The following is a 17,334-nucleotide window of genomic DNA, read 5'->3' on the forward strand; positions in this document are numbered from 1 at the left end:
CTCCCACGCACCCCGCGCGCGAACCGGCACCCGCACGCGAACCGGCACCCGCGCGCGAACCGGCACGCGCGCGCGAATGGGCACGCGCGCGCGAACGGGCAGCTGTATCCGACCGGGCACCGGGACGGGCCGGGAACCCTCAGGTGACCGGGCCGGCCGGGTTGCCCCGCCACACCGCACCGGCGCCGACCCGCTCGCCCTTCATCAGGAACGAGTCCGGGTCCAGCACCGCACCGTCGCCGATCCCGGTGTCGTAGTGCACGAACGCGCCCGCGCCGAGGGTGACGCCGTCGCCGATCCGGATGTGGTCGGAGCGGAAGATCCCGTCCTCCATCGAGTGCGCCTGCAGCACGACCCCGGCGCCGAGCGTGGCGTCGTCGCCGATCTCGACCAGGGTCTTCTCGCTGATGCTGACGCCGTCGTCGAACACCCGGCGGCCGATCCGCACCCCCAGCAGCCGCCAGGCGAACGCCTTGAACGGTGTCCCGTTGAGCAGCGAGGGCTGGATCGACAGCTTCCAGAACCGCTCGTGCCACCAGAAGTAGCGGTCGTAGATCGAGCAGTAGCGCGGGGTCAGCCGCCGGAACCCGGTGACCGCCCGCTCGACGAGTACCGCGACGGCCAGGTCGGCCACCGCGGCCCCGAGCGCACCGAGACCGACGGCGAGCGGCCCGGCGATGGGCAGTGCCGCCGCCGCGACCAGCCCGACGGTGAGCACCAGGTGGAACCGGACCCAGGTGACGAGCAGGAACAGCGCCATCGTCACCAGGTTGTGCCGGTCCTTCGCGGCGAGCCGCTCCCGCAGCCGTGCCGGGGTGAGGGTGAACCGCGGGTCCTCGGTGCGGGCGCGGGGGAACTCGAACGCCGGGGAGCCGAGCAGCCCGACGTCGCGGCGGATCGGGCCGTCGGCGGGGACCATCGTCTTCGTGCCGACCAGGCAGCCGTCGCCGATCCGGCTCCCGGCCGGGACCGACAGCACGTTGCCGAGGAAGCAGTCGGCGCCCAGCGTGGCCGGGACCAGCCGGAACGAGGTGGCCGAGAACTCCGCGGTCTCGAAGGAGACGCCGTCGGAGACCATCGTGTTCGGGCCGACCGACACCAGGTGCGGGACCTCGTGGGAGACGTCGGCGCCGAAGTTCGAGCCGGTCTGCCCGCCGCGCCCGATCCGGTAGCCGACCAGCCGGAGATAGCCGACGACGTACGAGCTGTCCCCGAACAGCTGCACGTACAACGGCACGTTGCTCAGCGCGGCGATCGTCCGTTCGCACCAGTGGGCGAACCCGTACAGCGGGTGCACCCGCTCCGGGCGGACGAGCAGCGCCACCGCCCGCGGCAGCACGGCGACCGCGAGCAGGCCCGCGAGCAGCGTCGCGGCGAGGAACCCGGCCGACCAGGCGAGCCCGGCTCCGGAGAAGCAGAGCCGCAGCAGGTCGGCGGGCCCCAGGCCGTCGATCAGTGCGGTGATCCGCGGCCCGTCGCCGACGAGCCGGTCGGCCAGGGTCAGCACGGCCGGGGCGGTGAGCAGCGGGACGAGCAGCTGCAGCGTCGCGAACACGACGCGGCGCAGCCGGGTCACCCGCGCCGGGGCGGGCCCGCGGAAGTCCGAACCGCACGCGACGGCGGGGGAGCCGGCGTAGGCCAGCCCGTCCGGGACCCGCACACCCCGCGGCAGCGACGACGCGTGCCCGAGCTGGGCGTACGCCCCCACCGCGGAGCCGACGTCGAGGTGGGTGGACTCGGCGACGACCGCGCCGGCCCCGATGGTGACCGGCCCGGTGACGATCGTCCCGGCCTCGGCCCGGTACCCGGTGAACGAGCTGCGCTTGCGGACCACGGCGCCCTCGCCGATCTCGAGCAGGTCGGTGCAGACCGGGGTCGTGCGGGAGAACACCACCGCGCCGCGCCCGACCCGCGCACCGAGCGCCCGCAGGTGCACCAGGTAGAGCGGGGACCCGGCGAACAGCAGCATCGGGCTGGTCCGCAGCAGCGTCGTGACCAGCCAGAACCGCAGGTACTGCGGGCTCCAGATCCGGATCTCGGAAGGCTTCCAGCGACCGACGAGCAGCCACTTCGCCGCGACCGGGACCACCGCGAGCACCGCGAAGGTGACGGCCAGGGCGGCGACGCCACGGCCGTAGAGGTCCAGGGCGCCGGTGGCGTCGTCGAGCCACTCGACGTCGCCCCACAGCAGCGTCGCCGCGACCGCGGCACCCAGCACGAGCAGCAGCAGCTGCGCGGCCCCGCAGGCCAGGTACTCCCAGCGGCGCGGCCGGGACGGGGTGTGCCGGGCGGCCGGACACGGCTCCGGCGCGGTGGCAGCGGTGTCGGTAGTGTCCAGGTGGGCGGCGAGCGCGCGCACCGTCGGGTTGAGGTAGAGCCGGCGCATCCCCAGCGTGCAACCGGGCCCGCGCTGCTCACGCACCCGCGCGGCGAACTGGGCCAGGGTCAGCGAGTCCGCCCGCAGGTCGTCGACCAGGTGGGCCTCGACCGACACCGCGGGCACCCCGAGCAGGTCGGCCAGCAGCGCCGCGAGCGCGGCCTCGGACCCGGTCGCCGGGGCGACGACGGCCCCGGCGTCGCGCACCGTCGGGGCGGGAAGCGCGCCGCGGTCGACCTTCCCGCTGGTCGTCGTCGGGATCACCGCGAGCGGTTCGACGAACGCCGGGACCATGTGCGACGGCAGTCGGTCCCGCAGCTGCGCGGTGACCTCCCCGGCGTCGACGCGGCCGGCGCCGGGCCCGGCCCGGTAGAACGCGACCAGCTCCTTCACCCCGGGCCGCGGCTCGTGCACCGCGACGGCCGCCTGGGCGACCCCGGGCAGCGCCATCAGCACCGCCTCGACCTCCGACAGCTCCACCCGGAAACCGCGGATCTTGACCTGGCCGTCGGCGCGGCCGACGAAGCTCAGACCGGCCGGCTCGGCGCGCACCAGGTCACCGGAGCGGTAGGCGCGGTCCCAGCCGAGTACCGGGACGGCGGGGAACCGGTCGAGGTCCTTGGCCCGGTCCAGGTAGCGGGCGGTACCGACCCCGGCGATCAGCAGCTCGCCGACGTCGCCGTCGGGCACCGGCATGCCCGTCGCCGGGTCGACGACGGCCAGCTCCCACCCGGCCAGCGGCAGGCCGATCCGGACGGGCCCGTCGGCGTCGAGCCGGGCCGCGCAGGCGACGACGGTGGCCTCGGTCGGCCCGTAGGTGTTCCAGACCTCGCCGCAGGCACGGGCGAGCCGGTGCGCCAGCGGCTCCGGGCAGGCCTCGCCACCGAGGATCAGCAGCCGGATGCCGCGCAGCTGCTCGGCCGTCCAGAGCCCGGCCAGAGTCGGGACGGTGGACACGACGGTGATCCGCTGCTCGACGAGCCAGTCGCCGAACTCGGTCCCGGAGCGGACCAGCGCCCGCGGGGCCGGGACCAGGCAGGCGCCGTGCCGCCAGGCCAGCCACATCTCCTCGCAGGAGGCGTCGAAGGCCACCGACAAACCGGCGAGCACCCGGTCGCCGGGCCCGAGCGGGGCGTCGCGGCAGAACAGGCCTGCCTCGGCGTCGACGAAGGCGGCGGCACTGCGGTGGGTCACCGCGACACCCTTGGGCCTGCCGGTGGAGCCGGAGGTGAAGATGACCCAGGCGTCGTCGGCCGGGCCAGGTCCGGTCACCGCGGTCCCGCCCCGCGGCGGCACCGGGCCCCGCAGCACCCGCAGGTCCTCCTCGATCACCGCGCAGGCACCGGCCTCGGTGACCACGGTGCGGACCCGCTCGGCCGGGTCGTCGGCGTCGACCGGGACGTAGGCGGCGCCGGACCGCAGCACGGCGAGGACCGCGACGTAGAGGTCGACGGTCCCCGACGGGACCCGGATGCCGACCCGGTCGCCCGGCCCGATCCCGAGCCCGCCCAGGCGCGCCGCGAGGTCCTCCACCGCTGCGCGCAGCGACCGGTAGGTCAGCGTCCGGTCGGCGCCCTCGATCGCCGGGGCGTCCGGGAAACGGGCCACGGTCGTCGCGAGGACGTCCCAGAGGGTCCGGGGCGGAGTCGCGGGCCCGCCGGAGAGCACACCGGGGCGGAAAGCGGGTGAAACCGGGCGCAGAGGAACGGTGCCCGGGCCGTACTGCAGCATGACGGTCCTTCGGGAAACGGGGCATGGACGTTTCTGTGGAATGGCTGCCGTCGACATTACGCACACGATTTCGCCGTGTCGATGAAGGGGGTTCGTACGAACGTCGAACGTCGCAGACGAAGCGTTGGCCTGCGACGAAGCCGGATGCAGTGCAGACGGAAACTGTCGGCGCGAGCAGGCGGAGATGGTCATTCCGGGCGGTGGGTACACGATGGTTAGGGGTGGGTTATCGGCCGGGAAGAATTGTGTTGTGCAGCCGGCTCCGGTTCCCGGAGGGAAAGTTCCGGCCATGCCACGTTCACCCGTCGTACCGGGTGTCGGCGCAGCCGGATGCGGACCTGATCGTGAATGATTCGCACCGACGCCGCAGAACACGGGAGGGGTCGTGCGTTCTGGAACACAGGTGGGGCTGCTCGCCGCACTGGTCGGCACGCTGGCCCTGGCGGTGCTGCTGCTCGGCGGGGTGATCCCGCTGCCGGACGTCGGCTCGGCCGCCCGGTCGTGGAGCACGGCACCGTCCGCCCCGCCTCCGGATCCCGCGGGGCCGGAGCCCTCGGCCACCGGCCCCGCGCCGGACGAGGAGGACCCCGAGCCGCCCCGGCCGCCCGTGCAGGCCCCGCCCGCCACCGGCCCGGCCGCGGTGACGACCGACCCCGCCGGGGTCTCGCACCTGTTCTTCCACTCGCTGATCGTCGACCCGCAGCGCGCCTTCGCCGACCCGCACTCCGGCAAGGGCTTCCACGACTTCATGGTCACCGTCGACCAGTTCCGCACCGCGCTCGACGACCTCTACAGCCGCGGCTACGTGCTGGTCGACCCGCACGCCCTGGCCGCCCCCGGGCCGGACGGCACGATGACCGCGCGCCGGCTGGAGCTGCCGCCGGGCCGCAAGCCGCTGGTCCTGTCGATCGACGACGTGTCCTACTACGAGTACATGGACGGCGACGGCTTCGCGAGCAACCTGGTCGTCGACTCCGCCGGGCGCGTCCGCAACACCTACGTCGACCGCGACCGGCACACCCACGTCGGCGCCTACGACGTCATGCCGATCGTCGACGACTTCGTGGCCCAGCACCCGGACTTCTCCCACGACGGCGCCCGCGGCGTCATCGGGATGACCGGCTACAACGGCGTCCTCGGTTACCGCACCTCGCCGAGCGTCTACGGCGGCGGCCGCAACCCGCACCTGGCCGCCGACATCGACACGGCCCGCCGCGTCGCCGACGCGATGAAGGCGCAGGGCTGGCAGTTCGCCTCGCACTCCTGGGGTCACATCGACTTCGCGAAGAGCAGCGCCGAGACCATCCGCCGCGACGACGCCCTGTGGAAGGCCGAGGTGGAGCCGGTCATCGGGCCGACCGACCTGCTGATCTACCCCTACGGCGCCGACATCGCCGGGATCGAGCCCTACGCGGGCGACAAGTACCGCTACCTGCACGACGCCGGCTACCGCTACTTCTTCAACGTCGACGGCTCCCGGGTCGCCTGGGGGCAGGTGGGTCACGACTACCTGCGCCAGGGCCGGATCAACGTCGACGGCATCAGCCTCGACGCCGCGAAGCACGGGCGCCCCGTGCTGGGGCACTTCTTCGACGTCGGGAAGGTCGCCCCGCCCGGGACGTGAGCCCGGGTCAGTTGACGCAGGGGAGTGCCGACGGTGGCTGTGCCGGTGCCCGGGCGGGCGCCGGTGAGCCCGGTCCGGTCGCGAACGCGGCCGGTGCCACCGGGGTGTCGACCGCGGCGGGCCGGGTGGCGTCGGGAGCCGCGGCCCCGGGCCCGGCGGTATCGGCGGCTGTGTCTGCGGCGGGGCCGTCGACGAGGCCTGCGACGTAGCCGCGTACCGCCTCGGGGTCGACCTCGACGGCCGTCCCGTCGCCGCGGGTCCGCAGGTCGTCGCGGACGGTCGGGATCGTGCCGAACGCGATGTCCCCGCCGGTCGTCCCCGCGGCCTGCACCCCGAATCCGACCAGGTCCCAGCCCTGGTCGACGACCACGGCGCGGCCCACGGCGTCGGAGATCCGGCCCAGCTCGGCCGGGTCCAGCAGGGTCCCGGCGTCGAGCACCTGGCGGGCCAGCGACCCGAGGAACGCCTGCTGGCGCACGATCCGGTCCAGGTCACCGCGGGGCAGCCCGTGCCGCTGCCGGACGAACGACAGCGCCGCCGGCCCCTGCAGCATCTGCTCGCCGGCCGGGAAGTCGGCGCCGGAGTAGGTGTCGTGCACCGGCGCGTTCAGACACACCGGGACCCCGCCGACGGCCTCGGTGACCTGCGCGAACCCGGCCAGGTTCACCTCGGCGTAGTGGTCGACGGCGACGCCGGTCAGGTCCGCCACCGTGGCGGCGAGCTCGGTGCGCCCGGCCTCGTCCACGCGTCGTTCCAGGGCGGAGCCGGTGACACCCTGCGCGGTCAGCTGCGAGCGGGCCTGTCCGGCCGCCCGCGCGTACGCCGAGTTGATCTTGTGGGTGCCGAAGCCGGGGATCGGGACGTAGCTGTCGCGCGGGATGGAGACGACGGTGGCCGGGCGGCCGGGGGAGTTCGGCACCCGCAGCAGCATGATCGTGTCGGTGTTGACGGTGCCCGAGTCGTCACCGGCGTCGAGCCGGTCGAGGACCTCGCGGGGCAGCGGGTCGCCGTGGGCGTCGGTACGGCTGTCCAGCCCGATCAGCAGGACGTCGGTCGCCCCGTCCGGTGACGCCGTCGCCGCGAGCGAGGAGCCGGTGCCCAGCCCGCCGGTGACCTGGCGCAGCACCGACCACGCGTAGCCGGAGGTGAGCAGGACGACCGCGGACAGCACCGCGACGGCCACCCGCAGCCCGCTCGCCCATCGGCGGCGCGGCCGCGGGGCCTCGGGCCACGGGGCCCGGCGGAACGGCACGGTCGGGTCGGCACCCGGACGCGCGCCCGGGGGTCGGTTCGACACGTGCGTCTCCTCGCTGCCGGTGGTCGGATACGACGCTAGGCGCCGCCGGGTACGCGTCCGGTTCGTCCCGGGTTAGCGGCCGGTAAGAACAGGGGGTCTCATCCGGACCCGGCGCGCACCGGCAGGAGCAGGGTGAACGTCGTCGGGTGGGTGCCGGTCAGCTCCAGGCGCCCGCCCTCGGCCTCGGCGAGGCTGCGCGCCAGCGGCAGCCCGATGCCGTGCCCGCCCGTGTCCGGGCCGGGTTCGCGGCGGAACGGGTCGCCGGATGCGGGGCCGTCGCCGTCGTCGGACACCGACAGGGCCACCGCCCCGGCCAGGTCCCGCACCGCGACGACGACCGTCCCGGAGCCGTGGACGACGGCGTTGTCGACCAGCACCGCGAGGATCTGGCGGACCGCCGCCGCCGAGGCCGACGGCCGGGGGACGTCGTCGTCGACCCGCAGGCGCAGCTCGCGGTCCGCGGCGGCCAGCGGGGCGGCCCGGGTCCGGCGGACCTCGTCGAGCAGTGGCGCGGGGTCCAGCGGCGGCTCGCCCGCCGGCCCGCCGTGCGGTCCGGCGGCGTCGCGCCGGGCAAGGGCCAGCAGGTCGGCGACGGTGCGTTCCAGGCCGTCGGCGGAGCGGACGGCGTCGGTCATCGCCGCCCGCGGGTCGGCGCCGGGGTCGGCGAGCGCGGTCTCCAGCCGCAGCCGCAGCCCGGTGAGCGGGGTGCGCAGCTGGTGCGAGGCGTCGGCGGCGAAGCGGCGCTCCCGGGCGACGAGCGTGCCGAGCCGTTCCGCGGTGGCGTCGAGGTCGGCGCCGACCGAGTCGATCTCGGGGATCCCGGTGCGGTCCGAGCGGGCGTGGAAGTCGCCGTCGCCGAGCCGGCGGGCGGTGTGGGACAACGTCTCCAGCGGCGTCGCGAGCCGCCGGGCCTGCCGCCGCGCGACCGCGACGACGATGCCAAGCACGGCGGCGGCGAGCACCGCCATCACACCCCAGGCGAGTGCGATCCGGGCCCAGGTCTCGGTGCGGGAACCCTCCACCCGCACCGCGCCGGTGGGCGGGGCGACACCGTTGATCGCCAGGGCGGTGACGCCACCACGGCTGACCGGACCCTCGACGCCGCCGAGCGAGGTACGGGTGGGGCCGTCGGCGCGGGGCGGCCCGGACCCGGCGATGCGGGCGCCGGTGTCGTCGTAGACGGCGACCGAACGGCCGTGCGACGGCGGCAGCCGGATCGGCTCGCCGTGCGACAGGTCGACCGCGACGGTCAGCGCCGCGATGTCCGCGGTCCGGTTCAGCTCGGCGCGCTCCTCGCCGATCAGATAGACCCCGACGACCGCGGCGAGCGGCACCCCGAACAGCCCGATCGACAGGACGCCGATCGCGAGCGCGAGGGTGATGATCCGTCTGCGCATCCCGGCCGCCTACTCGGCGGGCCCGGTGCCGGGCGGGTCGAGGCGGTAGCCGTGCCCGCGCAGCGTGGTGATCACCGGGACGCACAGGTCGTCGCGGGCCAGCGCGCGGCGCAGCCCGGCCACGTGCACGTCGAGGGTCTTGGTGGAGCCGAACCAGTGCGGGTCCCAGACGTCGGCGAGCAGCGTCTCGCGGGTGACGGCACGGCCGGCGTCGGCGGCCAGACGGACGAGCAGGTCGTACTCCTTGATCCGCAGCGGCAACGGGCGGCCGCCGAGCACCACCTCGTGCCGGTCGCGGTCGATCTCCAGGTCGCCGAGCACCACCCGGTCACCGGCGGCCGGCCCGGCCGGGAGCGGGGCGGTCTCGGCGCGTCGCAGGTGGGCGCGGACCCGGGCCTGCAGCTCGGCCAGGCGCACCGGCTTGGTCAGGTAGTCGTCGGCGCCCGCCTCCAGGCCGATGATCACGTCCATCTCGTCGTCGCGGGCGGTGAGCACGACGATCACCGACGACGGCGACAGGTCCCGGATCTCCCGGCACACGCCGACGCCGTCGCGGTCGGGCAGGCCCAGGTCCAGCAGCACCAGGGCGAGGTCCCCGGCCGCGGCCCGCTCGACGGCGTCGGCGCCGGTGGCGACCCGGTCGACCTCGTGCCCGAGCGCGGCCAGCCCGGCCATGAGGGCACGGCCGATGACGTCGTCGTCCTCCACGACCAGCAGGTGGGCCATGCGGCCAAGCCTACGGAGATGATCGTCCCCGCGGCCCCACGACCCTGTCGGCCCGGCCGTTAATGAAAATCGATGTCGTATAGTGGCGGCATGACCCGACTGACGATCGTGACCGCGCTGACGGCGTCGTCCTCCGCGCTGGCGGTGCGCGACCTGTGTGCCGCGACCGGCGCGGCGAGCCTGAGCTACCGGCGGACGGGGCAGGGCCTCGACCGGATCGGGCGCGGTGGCATCGGACCGGGCGGAGGAGCGGTCGAGTCGCTGACGACCGGCACCGGCGGGATCGCCGAGGTCGTGCGCGCGGACCTGGCCGAACTGTTCGACGACCCGTGGACCGGCTGCGAGGCCGGCGGCGTGCCGGTGGTGGTCGCGCTGCCGACCGGGATGGACGCCGACCTCGTGCTGGACCTGGTGGCCGAGCGGGCCGGGCGGACCGGCGGTGCCGGTGGTGCCGATGCGGCCGACCGGGTCGACGGCGACGGGCACGCCTCCGGGGTCGAGGTCGAGTCGGTCGTGGCCGCTGTGGAGCTGGACGGGCTGGAGGACCGGCTCTGGTCGCCGGTGACGATGGCCGACGCCGGGCTGGCCACGGTCCCCGGTGACGAGCGGACCGTCGGCGAGTTCGTCGTCGGGGCGCTGAACTGGTGCGACACCTACGTCGTCCGGGCCGGTGCACGGCCGGTGCGGCGCGGTCTGTCGCTGCTCGAGCACCTCGCGCCGCGGGCCCGGGCCACCTCCAGCGACGCCGCCGCGGGGCTCCCGAAGCCGGAGCCGGGGCGCTACGACCGCCGCGAGGTGCGGTCGCGGACGCGGCCCGGCGCCGTCGTGGTCCCGGTGCGCGACGACAGCGGCGGGGTCTACCGCACCGTCGTCTGCCGCGCGGAGCGCCCGCTGCACCCGACCCGGCTCGCCGAGCGGATCGGCGCGATCGCGGCCGGCTGCGTGTGGTCGCGCGGCGTGCTGTGGGTGGCGTCGGTGCCGCAGTGGCGTGTGGCCTGGGCGGGGGTCGGGCCGGAGGTCGGGTTCGAGCCGGCCGGTACCTGGCTCGCCGACGGCGGTGACGGCGGGGGCGACGGTGGCGACAGCGGTGAGGCGCCACTGGAGAGCCTGCTGGCGCTGGGCTCGCCGCACGGGGACCGGGGCACGGTGCTCGCGCTGACCGGCGACGAGGTCGACGCCGCCGAGGTCGCGGAGCTGCTGGCGGACTGCGAGCTCGACGACGACGAGCTGGCACTGGGGGCGGACGGCTGGGCCGCGCTGCCGGACCCGTTCGCACTGCGGACGACGCTGGCGGCGGTCTGAGCGGCCGCCCCGGTCGCGCTGCCTCCGCGCCGTGCACCCCTCCCGTTGCCCCGAGGGGCACCCTCGCTGCCGCCGGTGGCGACGAGGGTGCCCCTCGGGGCAACCGGGGCCGGGGTGATCAGCCCTGGCGGGCCTTGTACCGCGGGTTCTTCTTGTTGATCACGAAGACCTTGCCGTGCCGGCGGATGACCTGGGCGCCCGGCTTGCTCTTCAGCGACCGCAGCGACTTGCGGACCTTCACGTTTCCTCCTCGGGGGTCGGCGTCGAACCCAGCATACTAACGGTGCTGATTATCAGTTGCAGTTGGTACCGTCGGGGGCATGCGCACCGAGGGGGCCGTGGAGTTCGCCGCGCCCGCCGGCGAGCCGTTGCTGCTCGACCTGCACCTGCCCGACGGCCCCGGCCCGCATCCGGTCACGCTCTGGCTGCACGGCGGCGCCTGGTTCCTGGGCAGCCGCACCGACGACGCCGCCACCACCTGCCGCGGGCTCGCCGAGCGGGGCATCGCCGTCGCGTCGGCCGACTACCGGCTCGGTGACGCGGGTGCGTTCCCGGCCTCGGTCGAGGACGTCCGCGCCGCCGTCCGCTGGGTCCGTGCCGAGGGGGAGCGGTTCGGGCTCGCCACCGGCCGGGTCGGGTGCGCCGGCTGGTCCGCCGGCGGGCACCTGTCGCTGATGGCCGCGCTGACCGCCGCCGACGAGGGCGAGCGGGTCGACGCCGTCGCCGACTGGTTCGGCCCGACCGACCTCCTCGCCCGGCTCGCGCGCACCGAGATGGAGCGACGGTTCGTCCGCGTCCCGCCCGACGCGCAGTATCTGCGCACCACCGTCGAGGACCTCGACGTCGACCAGGCGCGAGCGGCGAGCCCGCTGCACCAGCGGCTGGCGGCGGCACCCCCCACACTGATCGTGCACGGTGACCGGGACCAGCAGGTGTCGGTCGAGCAGAGCAGGCGGCTGCACGAGGCCCTCGTCGCCGCCGGACGCGAGTCGGATCTGCTCGTCCTCGGCGGCGCCGGGCACGCCGACCCGCGTTACGGCGCCCCGTGGGTCCTGGACGCCACGGCGTCGTTCCTTCGACACCACCTGGGAGAACCACGATGACGGCAACCGAGGGACCACGGGTCCTCGTCTCCGGCGCAGGTGTCGCGGGGTCGACGCTCGCCTACTGGCTGCGGCGGTTCGGGTTCCGGCCCACCGTCGTCGAACGGGCTCCGGGGCTGCGCAGCGGCGGGCAGGCCGTCGACTTCCGCGGGTCCGCGATGACCGTGCTCGACCGCATGGGCCTGCTCGACGAGCTGCGGGAGCACGACACCGAGGCCGGCGACTGCACGATCGTCGACGACGACGGCGCGCCGGTCGCGGTCATGCCGGCTGTGCTGTTCGCCGGCGAGCTCGAGGTGCCGGTCGACGAGCTGATCGCGACCCTGCACCGCGCCGCGGCCGACGCCGGGGCCGAGTACCGCTTCGGTGACCACGTGACCGCCCTGGCCGAGCACGACGACGCCGGCGGTGGCGTCGACGTCACCTTCGCCGGCGGTGCGACCGAGCGGTTCGACCTGGTCGTCGGGGCCGACGGGGCGCACTCCGGGGTCCGTGCGCTCGTCTTCGGGCCCGAGCGGGACTTCGCCGACGACCTGGGTGTCCGGTTCGGCTACTTCGGGACGGGCGACTACCTGGGGCTCGGCCGCGAGGGCCGCGCCATGTCCGACGGCGAGGGCGCGGCGTCGATGGTGGTCGGCGTCGGTGACGGCCCCGATGGTGAGCCCGCGCTGCGGGTCGGGCTGATGTACCGCGGCGACGTCCCCGCAGTGGACGCCCGGGTCGGTACCGACGAGGCGAAACGCCTGCTCGCCGAGCACACCGCGGTCCTGGGCTGGGAGACTCCGGAGCTGCTGAAACGCCTCGCCGACGCCGACGACCTGTACTTCGACGCCATGACTCGGATCCGGATGGACACCTGGTCGCGGGGGCGCGTCGTGCTGCTCGGGGACGCGGCCTGCTGTGCCTCTCCGGCGTCCGGGCGTGGCACGTCGCAGGCGTTGCTCGGGGCCTACGTGCTGGCCGGTGAGCTGGCGCTCGCCGCAGGCGACCACGCGTCCGCGTTCGCCGCCTACGAGCAGCTGCTCCGCCCGCTCGCCGAGGAGAACCAGGAGCTCGGGGCGATGTACTGCCAGTACCTGTTCGCACAGCCCGAGCAGGAGCGGATCGACGCGATGGCCGCACAGGCGGAGGAACCCGGCGAGGACCAGGACGTGGTGCCGAAGGACTACCCGTCGATGCTCGGCTGAGCACGCGCCGGGTGCGCCGACGGGATGGGGTCGACGAGGTTCGCAGCGTGGATCTCAGACCTTGCAGGGTCTAGACTGTGCTGGGTGTGGAGCGTGGACGTCGAGCATATCGAGAGCTGGCTCGACTCGCTCGACGAGAACTCATGGGAGCAGGTGATGGCGGCCGTCGAGATCCTGAGGGACCACGGGCCCCAGCTGGGGCGCCCGCTCGTGGACACCGTCAGGGGCTCCCGACACAAGAACATGAAGGAGCTTCGACCGGGCTCCTCCGGCAGGAGTGAGCTGAGGATCCTGTTCGCGTTCGACCCGGAGCGGCGAGCGATCATGCTTGTCGCGGGGAACAAGGCCGGGAACTGGGTGCGCTGGTACGGCGCCACCATCCCCATCGCCGATGACCTGTTCGACGAACACCTGACATCCCTGGGACGGGAGTGACCGAGATGGCTCTCAGCTACGAGGACTACGCGGCGAAGCGTCCGGCCGGCCCCGCCCAGCGGGCGCGGATCGAGCAGCACAAGCACCGTTTGCTCACCGAGGTACGCGCCTTCCGCCTGCGCGAACTCCGCGAGCAGGCGGGGCTGACGCAATCCCAGCTGGCCGAGCGCATCGGCGTGGGGCAGCGCCAGGTGTCCAAGATCGAACGCGGCGATCTCGACAGCGCGAGAGTCGGGACGATCCGCAGCTACCTCGAGGCCGTCGGTGGGGACCTCGCCATCGAGTACGTCGTCGGCGACCAGCGCATCCAGGTCGCGTGACCGTCGAGCATTTCCTCTGTCACACCTGAACAGCTCGTCAGATGATCTAGCATGCGCCGGTGCCCGACACCCGCCCGATGGTCCTCATGGTCCGCCCCACCCCGGCCGGCGTCGACGACCGCGCACTGCGCCGGCTCACCGCCGCCGTCGCCGCGCACCGGCCCGGGCCGGTGCTCGCCGCCCACCTCGACCAGGGCGAACCGTCGCTGCACCAGGTGCTCGACGACCTCGTCGCGGCCGGGCACGACGGCGTGCTGGTCGTGCCGGTGGCGCTGCCCGCCGACCGCTACCTGACGACCTGGACCGAGCGGACGATCGCGAACTGGCGCGAGACCCGCGACGCCGCGCTGGAGATCCGGCTGGGCGCCGGGCCGTCGTCGTCGGAGGGGTTCGCGGCCGCGCTGGCCCGCCTCGGCGACGACGACGGCAAACCGGTCACCGCGTCCCCGGCCGCGTTCCGCAGCCCCGCCTGGTCGGTGCTCGAGGTCCCCGACCGGCACCTGTTCGTCTGCCGCGGCCCGCGCTGCACCGCCCATGGAGCCGGCGCGACCGCCCGCGAGCTCGCCGCGCGGGCCCGGGGCACCGGCACGCAGGTCAGCCCGGTCGGCTGCCTCGGGCCGTGCAACCTGGGCCCGCTCGTCGTCGAACACCCGGGTGGGATCTGGCACGACCGCGTCGACGCCGGCGCGGCGGCTGCTATGCACATCGGATGACCCACCCCCGCCGCGACGGCGTCCGCCCGCTGGTCGCCATCGGCTCCCGGCTGGCCGGCGTGCAGCTCGCGCAGGTCGCACTGGTCACCACCGACCTGGTGATGATGGCCGACCTCGGCGTCGACGCCGTCGCGGGCGGGGGACTGGCGGCACTGCTCTACAACCAGATCCGCACGATGGGCGTCGGGCTGGTGACCCCGGTCGGCAACCTGGTCGCCGGCACGGTGGGCCGCCACGAGCGCGGCCACGCACCCTCCACCAGCACCCGTGACAACGGCCCACCCGCCGCAGGTGACAACAGCCCACCCACCGCCCGGGACGACGAGGTGCGCGCGCTGGTCCGCGCGTCGTTCGCCGTCGCCACGCTCACCGGGCTGCTCGCCGCCGCGGTGCTCGTCGGGCTCGGGTTCGTGCTGCCGCTGTTCGGGCAGGCCCCGGCGGTCGTCGCGACGGCGCTGCCGATGATGGCCGCGCTCGCCCCCGGGCTGGTCCCGATGCTGTGGCTGCAGGTGCTGCGCCAGTACGCCGTCGGGATGCACCGCGCCGGGTCGCTGCTCGGCGTCACGATCGCCTCCATCGGCGTGAACCTGGCGCTCGACGGCGGCTTCGTGCACGGCTGGTTCGGGATGCCGCTGCTCGGCGTCACCGGCATCGGCCTGGCGACGACGCTGGTGCAGCTGCTCAGCTTCCTGGCCTACCTCGCGCTCGTGCGCCGCGACCCGCAGCTGACCCCGGCGCTGTCGCTGCAGGGCTGGCGGGCCGACCCGCGGCGGATCGGCGAGATCGTCCGGCTCGGCGCCCCGATCAGCCTCACCTTCGCCTCCGAGGCCGGGATCACCTCGGTCGCGACGGTCGTCATGGGGATCTTCGGGCCGGTCGCGCTGGCCGCGCACAACGTCGTCAACAACATCGCCTACATCGCCTACCAGGTCACGATCGGGCTCTCCCAGGGCGCGTCGATCCTGGTCAGCCGGGCGGTCGGGCGCGGCGACACCGACGAGCCACGGCGGATCGCGGCCCGGGCGTTCGCGCTGTCCGGGGCACTGCAGGTGGTGCTCGCGGTGCTCTACCTGGCCGCTCCGGCCGCGGTGCTCGGGCTGTTCCTCGGGCCCCAGGACCCGGCCGTCCACGCGATCGCGACGACGCTGCTGGTGCTGGCGATCGTGCAGCAGGCAACCAAGGGCGGGCAGAACATCGCCGTCGGCCTGATGCGCGGCCTCGGTGACACCAAGATCGGGTTCCGCGCCAGCCTGATCGGCTACTGGGGCGTCGGTGTCCCGGCGATGCTGCTGTGCGCGTTCGTGTTCGGCGGGGGTGCGCCGGGCGTGTGGGTCGGGCTGTGCCTCGGGTTCGGCGCCACCGGTGCACTGGTGCTGCGCCGGTTCCTGCGCGACGAACGACGCCGGGTCGGGGCACACTGACCGCGTCGGCGGGGGCCGGTCGGACGAGCGGGGGAGACGATGACCGAGGTACTGCTGTTCCACCACGTCCTCGGGCGCACGCCCGGGGTGCTCGCACTCGCCGAGCGGTTCCGCGCCGCCGGGCACGTCGTGCACGTCCCCGACCTCTACGACGGCCACGTCTTCGCCACCATCGACGAGGGCTTCGCCTACGCGCAGAGCCGCCCGGACCTGGACGAGCGCGCCGACGCCGTCGCCGCGGAGCTGCCGGAGAACCTGGTCTACGCGGGGATCTCCTACGGCGCCATGCACGCCCAGCGGCTCGCGCAGACCCGCCCCGGCGCCGCCGGCGCGCTGCTGCTGGAGGGCTGCGTGCCGCTGACCGGGCCGTGGGCGTTCGGGCCGTGGCCGGACGGCGTCCCGGTGCAGATCCACGGCATGGCCGACGATCCGTACTTCTCCGGCGAGGGCGACCTCGACGCCGCCCGCGAGATCGTCGCCCTGGTCGGCGACGGCGCCGAGCTGGTCCTGCACCCCGGCGCCGAGCACCTGTTCGCCGACGACTCCCTGCCCTCCTACGACGCCGTCGCCGCCGGTGAGCTGGTCGGGCGCGCGCTGGGTTTCCTGGACCGGATCGGTCTGCGCGAACGCTAGGCCGGCACCACGTCCACCCCGTCCGTCCCCGGACCGGCGACCAGCCGCAGATGCAGCGGGCCCTCCCCGGCGCGCCGGTGCTCCACCAGCGCCCGGGCCACCGGCAGCAGCACCTGCTCCCGCACCACCCGGGCCAGCGCGCGGGCGCCGTAGACCGGGTCGAACCCGGCGCGGGCCAGCGCGTCGACGGCGTCCGGCCCGGCGTCGAGGGTGACCTCGCGGCGCCCGAAGCGGGCGCGGGCGTCGTCGAGACGCAGCTCCACGATGTTCCGCGCCGTGTCCGGGGAGATCCCGCGGAACCGGACGACGTCGTCGAGCCGGTTGAGGAACTCCGGCGCCAGGTGCGTGCGCAGTGCCCGGTCGACGGTGTGCTGCTCGTGCCGGTCCAGCAGGTCGGCGACCCGCGGCACGCTCTCCCCGGCCCGCTCGACCGGGCGCCACCACCGCGCCGCGCGGCGCCGCGCCAGCCCGGCCGACCCGAGGTTCGAGGTCAGGAACACGAAGCTGTTGCGGAACGTGAGCTTCTGCTCGCCGTTGGCGAGGGTGAGCCCGCCGTGGTCGAGCACCCCCAGCAGGGCCCGCAGCACCACCGGGTGCGCCTTCTCGACCTCGTCGAACAGCACGATCCCCGGTGTCATCGGGTCGCCCTCGACGGTGGCCTTGTCGAACAGGCTGGAGCCCTCCTTGCTGCCGGCGTAGCCGGGCGGCGCCCCGGCCAGCGACGCCGCGTAGTGCTCCTGGGACAGCCGCCCCATGTCGATCCGGCAGAGGTCGTCGGGCCCGGAGCGCAGCTCGGCGGCCAGCCGGCGCACGATCTCGGTCTTCCCGACGCCGGTCGGCCCGACCAGCAGCATGCTCGCCAGCGGGCGTTCCCGGTCGCCGAACCCGGCCTGGGCGATGGTCAGCGCCCGCTCCAGCGCGTCGACGGCGTCGGGCTGACCCAGGACGGCGCGCCGGACCCCGTCGATCACCGCGGCGGCGTCGAAGGTCCCGGTGCGGTTCGGCGCCCGGTGGTTGTCGCCGTGCTGCGGATTCTGCTGGTGGAAGCGGTCGGTGAGGTAGGGCATC

General features: G+C 74.8%; 15 protein-coding genes. 9 read left to right on the forward strand and 6 right to left on the reverse strand.

Annotated features, from left to right (window positions below; genetic code table 11):
• Positions 1–139 precede the first annotated feature (139 nt).
• Positions 140–4,108: a Pls/PosA family non-ribosomal peptide synthetase gene (locus ACLE50_RS12560; protein WP_410943670.1), complete on the reverse strand. Its 3,969-nt coding sequence runs from the start codon at positions 4,106–4,108 to the stop codon at positions 140–142.
• 385 nt (positions 4,109–4,493) lie between these two features.
• Here ACLE50_RS12560 and ACLE50_RS12565 point away from each other — a divergent pair, with 385 nt between their 5' ends.
• Positions 4,494–5,732, forward strand: a complete 1,239-nt coding sequence (locus tag ACLE50_RS12565) for a polysaccharide deacetylase family protein (protein ID WP_410943671.1) — start codon at positions 4,494–4,496, stop codon at positions 5,730–5,732.
• 7 nt (positions 5,733–5,739) lie between these two features.
• Here the strand turns inward: ACLE50_RS12565 and ACLE50_RS12570 are convergent, their stop codons facing one another.
• The 3 genes from ACLE50_RS12570 to ACLE50_RS12580 all read right to left on the reverse strand — a co-directional run bounded on the left by ACLE50_RS12570 (position 5,740) and on the right by ACLE50_RS12580 (position 9,152).
• A complete protein-coding gene (locus ACLE50_RS12570; protein ID WP_410943672.1) occupies positions 5,740–7,029 on the reverse strand; it encodes an LCP family protein in 1,290 nt (429 codons plus the stop codon).
• A gap of 98 nt (positions 7,030–7,127) precedes the next feature.
• Positions 7,128–8,426 (reverse strand): sensor histidine kinase, encoded by a 1,299-nt coding sequence (locus ACLE50_RS12575; protein WP_410943673.1) that lies wholly within the window; start codon positions 8,424–8,426, stop codon positions 7,128–7,130.
• Positions 8,427–8,435: 9 nt separating this feature from the next.
• Positions 8,436–9,152 carry a response regulator transcription factor gene (locus ACLE50_RS12580; protein WP_410943674.1) on the reverse strand — a complete coding sequence of 239 codons (717 nt, stop codon included), beginning with the start codon at positions 9,150–9,152 and terminating at the stop codon, positions 8,436–8,438.
• 90 nt (positions 9,153–9,242) lie between these two features.
• Here ACLE50_RS12580 and ACLE50_RS12585 point away from each other — a divergent pair, with 90 nt between their 5' ends.
• A complete protein-coding gene (locus ACLE50_RS12585; protein WP_410943675.1) occupies positions 9,243–10,454 on the forward strand; it encodes a GTP-binding protein in 1,212 nt (403 codons plus the stop codon).
• Positions 10,455–10,572: 118 nt separating this feature from the next.
• Here the strand turns inward: ACLE50_RS12585 and ykgO are convergent, their stop codons facing one another.
• Entirely contained in the window at positions 10,573–10,695 is a 123-nt protein-coding gene (gene ykgO / locus ACLE50_RS12590) for a type B 50S ribosomal protein L36 (protein ID WP_410943676.1), read from the reverse strand.
• 79 nt (positions 10,696–10,774) lie between these two features.
• Here ykgO and ACLE50_RS12595 point away from each other — a divergent pair, with 79 nt between their 5' ends.
• From ACLE50_RS12595 to ACLE50_RS12625, 7 genes are all read left to right on the forward strand, one after another.
• Positions 10,775–11,557 (forward strand): alpha/beta hydrolase fold domain-containing protein, encoded by a 783-nt coding sequence (locus tag ACLE50_RS12595; RefSeq protein ID WP_410943677.1) that lies wholly within the window; start codon positions 10,775–10,777, stop codon positions 11,555–11,557.
• Entirely contained in the window at positions 11,554–12,744 is a 1,191-nt protein-coding gene (locus ACLE50_RS12600) for an FAD-dependent monooxygenase (RefSeq protein WP_410943678.1), read from the forward strand. Before ACLE50_RS12595 ends, ACLE50_RS12600 begins: the two co-directional genes overlap by 4 nt.
• 84 nt (positions 12,745–12,828) lie before the next feature.
• Positions 12,829–13,179 (forward strand): type II toxin-antitoxin system RelE/ParE family toxin, encoded by a 351-nt coding sequence (locus ACLE50_RS12605; protein WP_410943679.1) that lies wholly within the window; start codon positions 12,829–12,831, stop codon positions 13,177–13,179.
• Between the two features lie 5 nt (positions 13,180–13,184).
• Positions 13,185–13,499, forward strand: coding sequence for a helix-turn-helix domain-containing protein (locus ACLE50_RS12610; protein WP_410943680.1), 315 nt, complete (start codon positions 13,185–13,187; stop codon positions 13,497–13,499).
• A gap of 59 nt (positions 13,500–13,558) precedes the next feature.
• Entirely contained in the window at positions 13,559–14,212 is a 654-nt protein-coding gene (locus ACLE50_RS12615) for a (2Fe-2S) ferredoxin domain-containing protein (RefSeq protein ID WP_410943681.1), read from the forward strand.
• Positions 14,209–15,633 (forward strand): MATE family efflux transporter, encoded by a 1,425-nt coding sequence (locus tag ACLE50_RS12620; protein WP_410943682.1) that lies wholly within the window; start codon positions 14,209–14,211, stop codon positions 15,631–15,633. Before ACLE50_RS12615 ends, ACLE50_RS12620 begins: the two co-directional genes overlap by 4 nt.
• Positions 15,634–15,672: 39 nt before the next feature.
• A complete protein-coding gene (locus tag ACLE50_RS12625; RefSeq protein WP_410943683.1) occupies positions 15,673–16,266 on the forward strand; it encodes a dienelactone hydrolase family protein in 594 nt (197 codons plus the stop codon).
• Here the strand turns inward: ACLE50_RS12625 and ACLE50_RS12630 are convergent.
• Positions 16,263–17,333 carry an AAA family ATPase gene (locus ACLE50_RS12630; protein WP_410943684.1) on the reverse strand — a complete coding sequence of 357 codons (1,071 nt, stop codon included), beginning with the start codon at positions 17,331–17,333 and terminating at the stop codon, positions 16,263–16,265. The two genes, ACLE50_RS12625 and ACLE50_RS12630, sit on opposite strands and share 4 nt — an antisense overlap.
• Position 17,334: the final 1 nt, after the last annotated feature.

Origin of the sequence: Pseudonocardia phyllosphaerae (assembly GCF_046546475.1) — a bacterium.
GTDB lineage: Bacteria > Actinomycetota > Actinomycetes > Mycobacteriales > Pseudonocardiaceae > Pseudonocardia > Pseudonocardia phyllosphaerae.